Origin of the sequence: Pseudogracilibacillus sp. SO30301A (assembly GCF_037072025.1) — a bacterium.
Lineage (GTDB): Bacteria > Bacillota > Bacilli > Bacillales > Amphibacillaceae > Pseudogracilibacillus.
This window is the reverse complement of record NZ_JAXHDD010000022.1, coordinates 12,822-26,441: the sequence shown is the minus strand read 5'-3', so window position 1 is coordinate 26,441 and position 13,620 is coordinate 12,822. Positions and strand designations below refer to the sequence as shown.

General features: G+C 34.0%; 14 protein-coding genes. All 14 read left to right on the top strand.

Going from position 1 to position 13,620, the window contains the following annotated elements; all coding sequences use genetic code 11:
• Nucleotides 1–84 precede the first annotated feature (84 nt).
• Nucleotides 85–336, top strand: a complete 252-nt coding sequence (locus SPD89_RS11960; protein ID WP_336262181.1) for an EsaB/YukD family protein — start codon at nucleotides 85–87, stop codon at nucleotides 334–336.
• 148 nt (nucleotides 337–484) lie between these two features.
• Nucleotides 485–1,783, top strand: coding sequence for a type VII secretion protein EssB (essB, locus tag SPD89_RS11955; RefSeq protein WP_336262180.1), 1,299 nt, complete (start codon nucleotides 485–487; stop codon nucleotides 1,781–1,783).
• A gap of 46 nt (nucleotides 1,784–1,829) precedes the next feature.
• A complete protein-coding gene (gene essC / locus SPD89_RS11950) occupies nucleotides 1,830–6,287 on the top strand; it encodes a type VII secretion protein EssC (RefSeq protein ID WP_336262179.1) in 4,458 nt (1,485 codons plus the stop codon).
• 14 nt (nucleotides 6,288–6,301) lie between these two features.
• Nucleotides 6,302–6,724: a YwqH-like family protein gene (locus SPD89_RS11945; RefSeq protein WP_336262178.1), complete on the top strand. Its 423-nt coding sequence runs from the start codon at nucleotides 6,302–6,304 to the stop codon at nucleotides 6,722–6,724.
• On the top strand, nucleotides 6,721–6,990 hold the full coding sequence (locus SPD89_RS11940; protein ID WP_336262177.1) for a TIGR04197 family type VII secretion effector: 270 nt from the start codon (nucleotides 6,721–6,723) through the stop codon (nucleotides 6,988–6,990). Before SPD89_RS11945 ends, SPD89_RS11940 begins: the two co-directional genes overlap by 4 nt.
• A gap of 57 nt (nucleotides 6,991–7,047) precedes the next feature.
• The gene (locus tag SPD89_RS11935; protein WP_336262176.1) at nucleotides 7,048–8,244 is read left to right on the top strand and encodes a T7SS effector LXG polymorphic toxin; all 1,197 of its coding nucleotides are present in this window, start codon (nucleotides 7,048–7,050) and stop codon (nucleotides 8,242–8,244) included.
• 15 nt (nucleotides 8,245–8,259) lie between these two features.
• Complete coding sequence (locus SPD89_RS11930) at nucleotides 8,260–9,060, top strand: hypothetical protein (protein WP_336262175.1); 801 nt, start codon at nucleotides 8,260–8,262, stop codon at nucleotides 9,058–9,060.
• Nucleotides 9,050–9,508: a DUF5085 family protein gene (locus SPD89_RS11925; RefSeq protein WP_336262174.1), complete on the top strand. Its 459-nt coding sequence runs from the start codon at nucleotides 9,050–9,052 to the stop codon at nucleotides 9,506–9,508. Before SPD89_RS11930 ends, SPD89_RS11925 begins: the two co-directional genes overlap by 11 nt.
• A complete protein-coding gene (locus SPD89_RS11920) occupies nucleotides 9,505–9,966 on the top strand; it encodes a DUF5085 family protein (RefSeq protein WP_336262173.1) in 462 nt (153 codons plus the stop codon). The genes SPD89_RS11925 and SPD89_RS11920 overlap by 4 nt, the downstream gene beginning before the upstream one ends.
• The gene (locus tag SPD89_RS11915; protein WP_336262172.1) at nucleotides 9,963–10,610 is read left to right on the top strand and encodes a hypothetical protein; all 648 of its coding nucleotides are present in this window, start codon (nucleotides 9,963–9,965) and stop codon (nucleotides 10,608–10,610) included. The genes SPD89_RS11920 and SPD89_RS11915 overlap by 4 nt, the downstream gene beginning before the upstream one ends.
• A gap of 297 nt (nucleotides 10,611–10,907) precedes the next feature.
• Entirely contained in the window at nucleotides 10,908–11,456 is a 549-nt protein-coding gene (locus SPD89_RS11910) for a hypothetical protein (protein ID WP_336262171.1), read from the top strand.
• Between the two features lie 408 nt (nucleotides 11,457–11,864).
• Nucleotides 11,865–12,269 (top strand): hypothetical protein, encoded by a 405-nt coding sequence (locus tag SPD89_RS11905; protein WP_336262170.1) that lies wholly within the window; start codon nucleotides 11,865–11,867, stop codon nucleotides 12,267–12,269.
• Entirely contained in the window at nucleotides 12,260–12,583 is a 324-nt protein-coding gene (locus SPD89_RS11900; RefSeq protein ID WP_336262169.1) for a hypothetical protein, read from the top strand. Before SPD89_RS11905 ends, SPD89_RS11900 begins: the two co-directional genes overlap by 10 nt.
• 131 nt (nucleotides 12,584–12,714) lie before the next feature.
• Nucleotides 12,715–13,569: a hypothetical protein gene (locus tag SPD89_RS11895; protein WP_336262168.1), complete on the top strand. Its 855-nt coding sequence runs from the start codon at nucleotides 12,715–12,717 to the stop codon at nucleotides 13,567–13,569.
• Nucleotides 13,570–13,620: the final 51 nt, after the last annotated feature.

The window sequence follows — 13,620 nt, the reverse complement described above, 5'->3', positions numbered from 1 at the left end:
CTCATATAATGCGGTGTCTGGCAAGACATAGGAGTTTTGAACAACTACTATAAATTAAGGGAATTTTTAATAAGGGTGAGTAATGTGGCAAGGGAAACACATATCAATGTGACTTTGGACTTTACCAATTGGATGGGTGAAACATATGACCTTCGGGTACCGAAACATCAAACAGTAAAACAACTATTGCTTAACTTACAGGAAACGTTAAATATTCCATTACCAGTGATATCAAGATTTGCCATAAAAGTACCGACGAAACAACTGGTTCTTGCTGACGATGACAACTTACTTGATTATCCTGTTGCTGATGGCGATATTCTTATCGTATTGTAAGGTAGTTTAAAAAGTCCGGGTAAAAATGACACATCGAAAGGGGAACTTCGACTTTAGCCGATTCGTCCCGTTTTATCCTCCTTTTTGAACGCATACATCTTTAATCTATTAATGTTTAAAAGTTTGGATCTTTAAGGAGTTGCACGACATGAATAAAAATGAAGTAAAAATTGATCCGTTAGATTTAACATTTTCAGTTAATGAAGAAAACTGGAAGATAGAAATTCCAAAGTCACAAACACAAATTAAATATAAAGACCAATTAAAATTAATTACAAAAAGTTCAAATTATTTCGTTCCGCTTACTGTAGAGGAGAAAGAAGATGCTTACTTATTTTCCTTTACAGTCAAAAAAGAGTTAAAGAGATTTGTAGATTTAAAAAATGAGAGTCGAAATGAGAAATTACGAGCACTAATGAATCTTTCAACGATCTACTCCCTTTTATCAAGTCGGGTAACATTCTTGCTTCACCCTAATAATCTTGTATTTGATAATAACTTAATGCCACTACTTATTTATCGTGGAATTCGTAATCAATTACAACCATATGAAATGACAGAAGAGGATGTATTAAAGCAATTAAAATGTTTGACCATTGCTCTTTTTTCAAAAAAATATACGTTTGACGAACTATATAACGGTTCGTTGGAAAGGGCTACAGATACGAAGTTTGAGCAGAAAGTAATTGAAAAAGATACTGTTGCGGGCATGTTAGACTTTTTGGAACAGAGCTATTTTGAAGAACAGCGGCGAATGGAAAATACGATGCAGCTAGTACCAAAGAGAAGATTTCGGCTTTTTAAGCATATGGCTATTTGGATGACAGCTTTTTCTGTTTTACTCGTATCATTGCTAGTTTATACGACATTTATAAGAATACCGTACCAGGAGCGAATACTAGAGGCACATAATGAATATCTCGCAAATAATTATAGTGAAGTGATTCATACATTACAACATGAAAATATGGAGAAGTTACCATATCAAGCTAAATATATCTTGGCTAATTCCTATATCAATGTAGAGCAATTATCGGATAAAGAAAAAGAGTCCATTATGAAAAACGTCAGTTTAAAAAGTGATCAATATTATTTACTGTATTGGATTTATAACGGATTAGGAGATTTTGAAAAATCCATTGACATTGCCAAGTATTTAGATGACCCTACTTTAATCATTTATGGTTTAATCCAGAAAACGGAGCAAGTTAAAAATGACCCTGAGTTATCGGGCACAGAGCGTGATGAAGAAGTAAATAATTTACGTGATGAATTGGAAAAGTATAAGGATGAATATGAGTTATTTGAAGACGAAGAGCTTGGTGACGAAACGGAAGAAAATAGTGATGAAGAAGAGACAGTGAATCAGGAACGTGAAACAGAAGTAGGGACTGAAGGTAAAAAAGATAAGATAGAAAAAGATAAAAAAGAGCAAGAGAAAGATTAGTTCATGTAGCAGGTAAAGCTGACATCTTTTGGAGGAAGAATAAGAGATGACTCAAATTGAATTACTAGTCACTTATTGTGATCAATTACATAAAAGTATATTACCAAACGAGGAAGAAAAGGAAGTTACTATAGGAAGCAGTTTGTCTCATCACCTTACATTTGCTACATTGACCAAGTCTTACGTAGTCAAATGGAACGGAAATAATTGTGAAATAGACGGAAAACAAATTCAAATCAATGAAAAATTAGAGTTACTCATTGAAGGTAAAACGATGCAACTCTATTTGCTTCAGATTGATGAGAAGAGTAAACAAGTTTTTGATTGTACTTCAAAGCTTAGTTTAACAATTGGAAAAAATAATTATGATGATATCACCATTCGTGATACAAAAGTCGATTTCATCATGGCAAGAGATGATTTAACCTGTCTATTTCAGTTATATCTAAATCACGGAAATGTATATCATAATTTTATAAAAGTGGACAAGGACATCCAATTGGAGATTGGTGATCAAATCTTCTTCGACGGTGTAAAACTGATTGTCGGGGAAGGAGAAATCCAGCTAATTATCTCTCCTGAAAAACTAGTGACTAAATTAATAGGTTTAAAAAAATCGCAAAGTGCTTATGAGGACAATTATCCAGATTATCATCGGTCCCCTAGGATTATTTATCGTGAACCTGAGGAGAAAAAGGTTATTGCTAAACCATCATCAAAGCCTTCCAAACCGAGTGAACAATTGATGAGAACAATCATTCCACCTATCGTGATGATTGCAGCACTTGCTTTAGTTTCAATATTTCAGCCTCGAGGTATATATATCGTTGTGATGTTAGCGATGACCGTGACTACAGTCATTTTGTCGGTAACTTCTTATGTGAAAAACGCCAAACAATATCGTATTGATATAAAGGAAAGAGACAAAAGTTATAAAAAGTACCTTAAAGATAAGACGAAAGAGTTATTTCACACAACAGAAGATCAACGACATGCACTTTTTTATCACTACCCAAGTGTTGAACAAATAAAAGATATGGCGTTAGAAGTAAATGCACGTATCTATGAGAAAACGATGTTTCATCATGACTTTTTAAAATACCGAGTTGGTCTTGGAAATGTCGATACGAGTTTTGAAATTGAATATAGGGAAGAAGAGTTCACACAAGAGCAAGATGATCTTATAAAAGAAGCGCGCAAGCTTCATTCTAGATTTAAAGGAATTGAGTCAGTACCCGTAACCACTTCATTAATGAAAGGACCTGTAGGCTATATAGGGCAGCGTTCACTAGTATTGGAACAACTTCAGTTGCTGGTAATGCAAACAGCTTTTTTCCATAGTTATCATGAACTGCAATTCATTGTTATTTTCCCAGAAGAGGAAAAACAAGAATGGGAATGGGTGCGTTGGTTGTCGCATGCACGTTTAAAAGAATTAAATGTTCGTGGATTTGTTTATCATGAGCGTTCCCGTGACCAAGTACTTACTTCTTTATATCAAATTTTAAAAGAACGTAAGCTGATTCTTACAGAAAAAGAAAATCAAAGGGAGAAACAATTTTTTACACCCCATTATGTTGTATTAATTACCGATGAAAAAATTATTTTAGATCACACAATTATGGAATTTTTCAATGAAGATCCGAGTCTACTCGGAGTCTCCCTTGTTTTTGTTCAGGATGTACTTCAATCTCTTCCTGAGCATGTGGGAACTGTTATTGATATACGGGATGCCAAAAGTGGGAATGTGTTACTTGAAGAAGGCGAGCTAGTAAACCAAGCGTTTGTCCCTGATCATTTTCCAAAAAAATTTGTAAAAGAAGAAATATCCCGTGCGCTTGCACCACTAAATCATTTACAGAGTTTAAAAAGTTCTATCCCGGAAGCAGTTACGTTTTTGGAAATGTATGGGGTGGAGCGTGTAGAAGAGTTTAACCTAAGTAAGAATTGGGCAGTAAATGAGACGTATAAAACACTTGCTGTACCACTTGGTTTAAGAGCAAAAGATGATATCGTCTATTTAAACTTACATGAAAAAGCCCATGGACCTCACGGACTCGTTGCAGGTACAACAGGGTCTGGTAAATCGGAAATTATCCAGTCATATATCTTGTCTTTAGCTGTAAATTTCCATCCATATGAAGTAGCCTTTTTATTAATTGACTATAAGGGTGGAGGAATGGCAAATTTATTTAAAGATTTGCCGCACACTCTTGGAGCAATAACTAACTTAGATGGTGCACAATCGATGCGGGCTCTTGCATCCATTAAAGCTGAATTAAAAAAGAGGCAACGATTGTTTGGTGAACATGATGTAAACCATATTAATCAGTATCAGAAGCTTTTCAAACAAGGAGAGGCTTCCGAACCAATGCCACATCTATTTTTAATTTCAGATGAATTTGCCGAATTAAAGGCGGAACAACCGGACTTTATGAAGGAATTAGTTTCAACAGCTCGAATTGGCCGTTCACTTGGAATCCACCTCATCTTAGCGACTCAAAAACCGAGTGGGGTTGTCGATGACCAAATATGGTCCAACTCGAAATTTAAACTCGCATTAAAGGTTCAAAACGAAAGTGATTCAAATGAAATCTTAAAAACACCAGATGCTGCTGAGATTACTCTACCGGGTCGTGCGTATTTGCAAGTAGGAAATAATGAAATCTATGAACTGTTCCAGAGTGCATGGAGTGGAGCGGACTATACATTGGATAAGGATGATCCGGAATTAGTCGATACAACCGTCTATGCGATCAATGATTTAGGACAATATGAAATTTTAACTAAAGACTTAAGTGGATTAGATAAAAAAGAAGAGATTTCAAAAACAAAGACAGAACTCGAAGCGATTATTGAATATATTCATGATTATACAGAAAAGCAAAAGATCGAACAGCTTCCTAGTCCATGGTTACCTCCTTTAGAAAAACAGATCTTTGTTACAGATATTTGTAAAAGAGATTTTCGGAGTAACTGGCAAGGAGAAAAGCAAAAATTACAAGCCGTTATCGGGATGGCTGATTTTCCAGATGAACAGGCACAGCGCATGCTCGAAATTCCTTTAACAAAAGAAGGACATTTAGCGGCCTTTTCTAGCCCTGGTTATGGTAAATCTACATTTATTCAAACTGTAATTATGGATGTCGCACGTGTACAAAATCCTAGTAATCTGCATATCTACTTGCTTGATTTTGGAACGAATGGGCTTCTGCCACTTAAAGACTTACCACATGTTGCAGATACGATACTTATTGATGAAAGTGAGAAAATCGGTAAATTGGTCAGACGGCTAGAGGCTGAAATAAAACATCGAAAACAACTATTGAGTGAATTTGGAGTTGCTACGATGGATATGTATGAAAAAGCAAGTAGGAATATCGTCCCTCATATGGTGATTGCTATTGATAATTATGACGCTGTCAGAGAGGCTGACTTTGTAGAGCCATTTGAAAAAGCAGTAACACAGATCGCTAGAGAAGGGGCAAGTATCGGTATCCATTTAGTCATCAGTGGTAGTCGTCAAAATGTGCTCAGAATGCCGTTATTATCCAACATTAAAACACAAATTTCGCTCTTTTTAATCGATCATGTAGAAACGCGTTCGATTGTAGGGCGTACGGAATTAGAAGTGGAAGAGTTCCCAGGTCGTGGTCTTATAAAGCTGGAAGAACCGGCGGTGTTTCAAACTGCCCTTCCAACAAAGGGAGAAGATACATTACAAATCATTGAAGGAATCCAAAAAGAAGCAAAAGAAATGGATAGCTTCTGGGATGGAGAACGACCAGAAGAAATTCCGATGATGCCAGATGGAGTCATCGAATTTAATAAATTTAAAGAAAGAAAAAGAACGAAGCAGTTAATTAAACAAAGCTTATTACCATTAGGACTCGATTTTGAAGAAGTTGAACCATTAGCCTTTGATTTCGAGAAGTTTGGTCATTTAATTGCTATTGGTGATCGATTAGATCGTATAGAAAATATGCGAGTAGCTTTGGCGAAAAATATGATGCTTCTAACAGAATCATACCGGACGATGTTGCTTGATACGTCTGATCAAAAGTTAGCTGAAGTAGGCGAAACGCTCAATGCATATATATCGAAAGCCGAACAATTTTCCGGGTTAAAGAATGATCTCTTAAGTGAAATAAAATACCGAACAGAACATAAAACGAATGAACCGAAATGGTTAATTATGATTGCTAACTTTAAAGACTTTTGTGCGAATAGTATGGTCAATGATGAAGAAATAGCCATGTTAATGAATGCTGGAAATCTCGGGATTCACTTTATCATCTGTAGTGAATACAGTTATTTAGGGCAAAGTTTTGAACAAGTTCCAAAATATGTAAGAGGGCAGGCGTTAGCAGGGTTATTAAGTATGCGACTTGGCGACCAAGATATTTTCAAACAACGGTTTATGTCGAATGAAAAATCACCGGAAGCATATGAATGTTATTTCGCAATGGATCATCACCATGTAAAAATTAAAATTCCAAAGTAAAAGGAGTGAGCGAGATGAGCAGGTTTACGCTTAATGATTATTATGGTCAAAGAAGAACGTTAACCACTGCTATAAGTCAACAAGAGGCTAAAAAAACAGAATTAGAAGGAAAAATAAGAAGGTTAGAAAAAGCATCCAACTCCTTACAAAATTATATTGAGGCAATTGAAGACTCTCACAAGAAAATTACCGATTTGACTATTGATGAAGGTAGATGGCACGGAACAGAAAAGAGTAAATTTGATAACAGTCACCAATCTTTAAAAAGTGGCACGAAAAACTTTTTAAGTCAAACAGAAGATGCTCGTACTCGTGTCGAAGAAGAACTTAGGAGATGTCAGGCAAATTTGGAATCAGTCGAATCTACGATAAGTGGTTTCCGTTCCAGTTTGACTAATGTCAATTCCCAAATTGAAGCAAGGAGGAATAGTGAATGAGTGAAAAAATTAGCCTAAATATTGCTTTATTTAAAGATAATGTTATTAGTCTAAGAAATTCTGTTACAAGTATTGATGGACAGATGAGTACAAGTGAAACACTTGAAAAGACAAATATTACCCCATTTATTGATGATTTAGAGAATACAATCAGAGCCCTGGAGCTTTTAATTGAATATAAAGCATTGTTTCAAGCTGATTTGGAAGTTCTTGAAGATGTTGGTGAGAAAATTAGAGAGAAAGATACCCAGTTGTCACAAGTATAACGACATGATATTAGAGATGGGTATCAACCGCTTCGAACATAAAGGAGGGAAAGGAATATGGGACATAAGGTATATTTAGCTGAAGTTACTGCATTTTCAAGTAAAGTTAATACTTCTTCGCAAAATGTGGAGTTAAGTTTGGATGCTGTCATTGACGGAGTTAACAAAATTCAATCCATGGAGTCATTTACAGGTAGCGCAGCATCGTCGGCTAAAAATTATTTTGGCGAGTTACATCTTTCACTTGCCGATGCTTTTCAAGTACTTTTTATCAGTTTGAACAAGCATTTAAAAGAACATATTGAAAAGTTTCAATCGGGAGTGGATTCCAGTTCAGAAGCTATTGTGCAAACTGATTACTTAGAGACAATAAAACAGGAATTAGATACAGAATATAAAAAACTCAGTGGCTACCAACAAGGAGTGTCGGGGATCATTGACGACATATCTGACATTGTTAGTATTAGTACACCTTCATTTTATTCGGTAATAAATGATTATAGAGATACAGTAAAAATTATAGATGAATTAGATAAGAATTTAAATTCCTTTACAAATAAAGGTAAAGGACACGACAATACAATAAAAGAAATAATGCACCATATAGAAGTCATTATGAAAAAAGCAAATGCAGCTACGGGTGAAGCCCGTTTTTCAGACTTTAAAAGTGGAACAGCGAACAAAGATGTTCTTGAAACGAAAGATCTTGTTAGCTATATTTCTAAAATGAATACTGTATTGAATGGGGCGAATGATAGTCTAACTGAGCATGCCCATTATAACCAAAAGGGTCGTTACAATACCCCAAAGCTTGATCCACACCCAAGTACGCAAACTGCTAGTGAAAAAGCAAAATATGTTTTGAAAGAGTCAGGGAAAGGTGTAAAGGATAGAGTTAAAGGAATGGCTGGTTTTGGTAAAGGTGCTAGTAAGGCGTTGGGACCAGCGAGTGCGGGTCTCAGTTATTATAGTAACTATCATGATGCCAAAGCAGCAGGACTTAAAGGGAAAGATGCTCACGTTCGTGCCACAGAAGATACGGTTATTGATACGGCAGTTAGTGGAGCTGTTCAAGCTGGATTTACGGCAGCAGGTACAGTATTGATTCCGATACCGGGTGTTGGAACGGCAGCGGGTGTAGTTGCTGGAATGTTTGTGAATGTATTGTTGAATGTAGAATTAGGTAAAACTAAAAAGTCGGTAATGGATAGAGTAAAAGGTGGTTTTCGTAAATTAAAAGGCTGGTTTAGCTAAAGGAGAATCTAATAAATGATTTTTCGTAAATTAAATAAATTGGAAGAAAAAGATTTTGCTGTATTACGAGGACCTTTAGAATCAGGGAGACAAAGTCCGTCATCATTTGGAGGAATATTAGTTTTATCGGTATTTTTACAGGCTCTTTTATTTTTTTTAACATATGTAGTTGCAGCGGATAATACAAAATTTCCTTATAAGGATATCTTGTTTTATATACATCTTGTAGGAACAGCGATATTAATTATATTTTCAGTTTTATATTCTATCCCGTCCCTTTATAAAAAAGGGCAGAAAATACAATATTTCATTTCAATATTAGTTTCACAAAACGTATTTGGATTGATGTTGTTTATTAGTTCCTTATTTTTAATAGGTTCAGATAGGTTATTTATTATTGAACAATCTAAATTAATTCAGATATCACTCATAATGCTTGGCCTTGGAATACTAACATTCCTCGTAACTTTTATTCGATTTTATAAACTACTAAGTAAAGGAGAATACCGTTTAGGTTCCAAGAAAGCACAATTAAGAACTAGGTTTGAAGCTAAATCTTTAGTGCCTTTTGCAATTATTGCTGGAACAGGGATTTCTTTGTTGCTACAGTATATTTTTAAAAATATGATAAGTGTTGATGGCAATATAATGATGGCTATTTTATTAGGTCCTCTAGTTTTTTATACGATGTTATTTGTCTTACCAGAACAATTAGTTATTTTATATTGTAAAACTCGTTTCGATAGTTTTAACTTTGATAAAGAAGGAAATTTAAAGCCGTTTTCAAGTGAGGTGAATGAAGTAAATGAAATTTGAAATCCGATCACTTAGTTTTGATAATCTATTAATTTATGAAACAAGACAGCTAAGAGAAGATTGGCAAGAAGGAATATTATTAATGGAAGATTTTACGCTTATTAAAGATATTTATCAAAATGGTCCTATCTTCTTTTCAGTTACACCAGAAGAAAATGAAGATAAATTCGGTCGATTTACGTATTATTTACCGATTAACGAGAAGGTAAAGGTAGAGGAGGATCCGAATTTTAGCTTCTTGGATAAATTATTTATAGAAGAAGCGCTAGGTTTACGTCAAGCAGATCAAGAGGTGGATTTCCATGCTGCCTACAAAAAAATAAAAGACTATGCTCATCATCACAATATTTCATTGGAAAATACATTTTATTGCGTCTTACTAGAAATATACGGTGAATACATTATTGATTTGTTTGTACCAGTTAAGAAACGGGGCGATCAATTGTGATATTTGAGAATCATAAAATCGCTTATCAAAATGTTGTTTCGAAGTACTATAAGTTTTCACCTGAAGATATTGATGAAGCTATTCAAGACTTCCATCGAATTTTAGATGAGCAAGGATATAATGTGAGTGGTTCTATCTTTTATTCGCTAATTAGTGAACCAACTGAAGAGGTAATGGTAGCAGAGATTTTCTTACCAATTGAAGAAAATAAATTCACGAACCAATCGGATGAAGAAATGTTTTTTAGAAGCTATTTTACTATCCAACCGATGATAATGACCCGTGTATTCGATGAGTTTGACGAACAGTCACAAGTAAAATATTGGGATCTCATGCATTATATTAGACAACATGGGTTGGAACAAAGAACACCGGTATTTTTTGAATTTAAAACGAATAACAAAGGAAAACATTATCTAGAAATGAGCGTAGGAATAAAAAGGGAGTTGTTATTTTGAAGAAATTAATTTTGATTTTATCGTTTGTTTTAGTTCTGGGTCTAGCTGCTTGTGGAAATAAGACGAGTAATGATACAAGTGATAAAGAAAATGAAACCGCTGAAGAGGGAGTAGAAGAAACAGAAAATAATAATTCGGGTGAGACTAACACTGAAGGAAAAAATCAATATGAGGGTGAGGAATTGGCTGAAGGAGAAGAAAAAGAAGACTTAACTCTTCAAGTTTTAAAAGTTGATGAAGAAGATGGAATAACGGTAGAAAATAATGAAATTTATCAAGCTATTCAGGCTGAGATAGAGAATGACCCCAAAATGGGTGATCATGATGATTTTAGTTTACTACCTTTAGATGTAGTTTATTTTGAAGATGATAGTATTTCTTTAATGTTTTTAGCTATCAATCGTTTGAAAGATCCGATAAAAAATATTGCTTTTGATTTAACTTTTGGAAATCAAGACGGAGAATATATATTTGAAAATTATGAAATAGATCTGACAGAGGACTATATTGGTGTACTTGAGAAAAATGGTGCTATACCATTCTTTGTAGATATTACTGAAGAAGATGAAGAAGTATTTGACACATTAAGTGATGAAAATGTGCATATGGAAATGGATAATTTTAGAATAGACTTTGTTGAATAAAAATGTAAAAGCCATAGCGAACTTGCTATGGTTTTTACATCTGATAAAACAGATATTATTTGTTCGCTTTACGAAAAAGGAGTAATCGTTTTTGTTTAAAATTCTAGATAGACTAGAAGAAGAGGATTTCTCGCTTTTTAGAACGTGATTTGAATCAGGTAGACAAACGCCGGATAATTTGTGGAATGTACTGAAACAGTAAACGATGTCGGTAAAGAAATTGGAGAAGCGGTTAAAGGCTTGTTTATAGATCTAGGATCCGTATTTGGATAACTTAAAGATAAGTGAGAGATAGAAATGAGAAAAAAACCTGTTCCATTTTATGCGGAAATGACTAAAGGAAAAAATGCATTTACTTTATTTATCGATCCAGAAACCAAAGAAGTATATAGAGCGAACCATAAATCCATTAATCAGATTTTCTATTGGATTGCATTTGTGCTTATTTTAGCCTTGTTGAGGGTCGCTAAAGCAATTCCAATAACCTATGAACATCCAGTTACCCTGTTTGCTTTTACACTAGTTACAATAGTAGTCGGAATGGGAATTGGTATTTCCTTTTATAAAGGGACAATTGGAGAGTTACGACCTTTGGATATTTCTACAGAATCGATTAAGGATTATATGCAGGATGGGAAAAAGTATTATAGAAATGAATTGTTAATGGCGGTACTTTTATTTGCTATCTCGATTATTTTTACAGTTTTATTTCTTATTTATCTTTCCTTGATCTGGCTAATAGTATCATTTTCTTTTTTTCTTATTTTAGGTTGTATTATTTGTAATATTTCGTTTATAAGATATCAAATTTTATTTAGAAATAAACTGGAATTTGATAAAAATTAACTTTATAGAAGGAGCATTAGATTTACGTCAAGCGGATCAAGAGGTGGATTTTCAGCTGCCTACCAAAAAATAAAAGACCATTCTCATCCTCACAATATTTCATTGAAAAATACATTTTATTGCGTTTTACTAGAAGTATACGGTGATAAAATCAAAATTTAAGTTTTCACCTGAAGATATTGATGAAGCGATTCAAGACTCCACTGAATTTTAGATGAGCAAGGATACCGTGTGAGTGATCCTCGCTTTTATTCCATAATAAGTGACCCCACTAATGAGATAATGTTAGCAGAGATTTTCTTACTAAATGAAGAAAAATTCACGAACCAATCGGAAGAAGGAATGTTTTTTAGAAGCAATTTTAATATCAACCGATCTGTTCATTTTGTTGGAAAGGAGTAATCGTTTTTGTTTAAAATCCTAGATAGACTAGAAGAAGAGGATTTCGCACTTTTTAGAACGTCATTTGAATCGGGTAGACAAACTCCAAATAATTTGCGGAATGTACTCCTCGTAGGAATAATCGGTCAACTGTTGTTCGCTCTCGGGATTTTTGCAGCAGCTGATCCATTTATGCATCCTGAGTACAACAAAAGACTGCTTTTGACAATACAATATGTTCTAACTTTTATCTTAATAATAGGATCAATAATTTTTGCTATACCAGCTATTTATCGTAAAAATCAAATAGGTCAGTTAATAATAGGAAGTCTTACACTATTAAATTTTATCAGCATATTCCCCTACTTCGCCGCACTTTTTATGTTGGTTCGGTCAGTGGATCTTACCGAGGGGGCATTTATTTGGCAGTAGGTGTTTTATTATTAGGGATAGCATTTTTGGTTGCCATATTCATCAGATTACAACGTTCGCTACAAAGGGGAGACTACCGAAAGGGCTCTAAAAAATATGATCATAAGAAAGTCTTAGAAAGAGAGCGTTCTACACTTTCAAAGTTACCCGAATTTATTATCGTTGCAATAGGTCTCGTGTTTATTTTACGATTTTTGGTTGAAGGCCTTTTATCAGGTGATATAGAAAACATGATTTTTGTTATCTTGTTTTTCGCAGTGTTTTTTATGGGAATATATTTATTTGCTTACTCCGCAATATCCATATACTGTTAAAAACGTTTCACCAGTTTTAACTTTGATAAAGATGGAAATTTACAGCCTTGGGAGAGTGGGGATAAAGCTAAGAATCGGGCATAGTGTACCTGATAGCATATCCGCTTACGAGGAAAAGAAGGTTTATCAGAGTGGAATTTTTAAATAAGCTTGATGTTGGTTTAGCTAAAGGGGAATTTTTAAAAATGATTTATCGTCAATTAAATAAACTGGAAGAAAGAGATTTTGCTGTATTACGAGAACCGTTGGAATCAGGGAGACAAAGTCCAAAAACTATTGGGGGGATTCTAATATTATCGGTGTTTTTACAGACCCTTTTATTTACTTTAACATATTTAGTTGCAGCTGATAATACGAAATTTCCTTATAAGGATATCTTGTTTTATATACATCTTGTAGGAACAACGATATTAATTATATTTTCAGTTTTATATTCTATCCCGTCCTTTTATAAAAAAGGGCAGAAAATACAATATTTCATTTCAATATTAGTTTCACAAAACTTATTTGGCGTGATGTTGTTCATTAGTTCTCTATTTTTAATTGGCTCAGATAGGTTATTTACTATTGAACAATCCGAATTAATTCAGATAACACTCATCATGGTTGGCCTTGGAATACTAACGTTTATCGTAACTTTTATTCGGTTTTATAAACTCTTAAGTAAAAGTGAATACCGTTTAGGTTCTAAGAAAGCCCGACTTAGAACTAGGTTTGAGGCTAAATCATTATTACCTTTTGCAATTATTGTTGGAACAGGGATCTCTTTACTACTACAGTCTATCTTTAAAAATATGATAAGTTTTGATGGAAATATAATGATGCTTATTCTATTGGGCCCTCTAGTTTTTTATACGATGTTATTTGTCTTACCCGAACAATTAGTTATTTTATATTGTAAAACTCGTTTTGATAGTTTTAATTTTGATAAAGATGGGAATTTAAAGCCGTTGTCCAATGAAATGAATCATTTGAACGAACATTAGAGATGATAACTAAACCTTATTCCAATCTGAAACTTTGTTAATTTAAGAAGG

Coding starts and splice junctions, on each gene's coding strand:
- essB (WP_336262180.1), top strand. CDS start 485: ATGAATAAAAATGAAGTAAAAATTGATCCGTTAGATTTAACATTTTCA.
- essC (WP_336262179.1), top strand. CDS start 1,830: ATGACTCAAATTGAATTACTAGTCACTTATTGTGATCAATTACATAAA.
- SPD89_RS11945 (WP_336262178.1), top strand. CDS start 6,302: ATGAGCAGGTTTACGCTTAATGATTATTATGGTCAAAGAAGAACGTTA.
- SPD89_RS11940 (WP_336262177.1), top strand. CDS start 6,721: ATGAGTGAAAAAATTAGCCTAAATATTGCTTTATTTAAAGATAATGTT.
- SPD89_RS11935 (WP_336262176.1), top strand. CDS start 7,048: ATGGGACATAAGGTATATTTAGCTGAAGTTACTGCATTTTCAAGTAAA.
- SPD89_RS11930 (WP_336262175.1), top strand. CDS start 8,260: ATGATTTTTCGTAAATTAAATAAATTGGAAGAAAAAGATTTTGCTGTA.
- SPD89_RS11925 (WP_336262174.1), top strand. CDS start 9,050: ATGAAATTTGAAATCCGATCACTTAGTTTTGATAATCTATTAATTTAT.
- SPD89_RS11910 (WP_336262171.1), top strand. CDS start 10,908: ATGAGAAAAAAACCTGTTCCATTTTATGCGGAAATGACTAAAGGAAAA.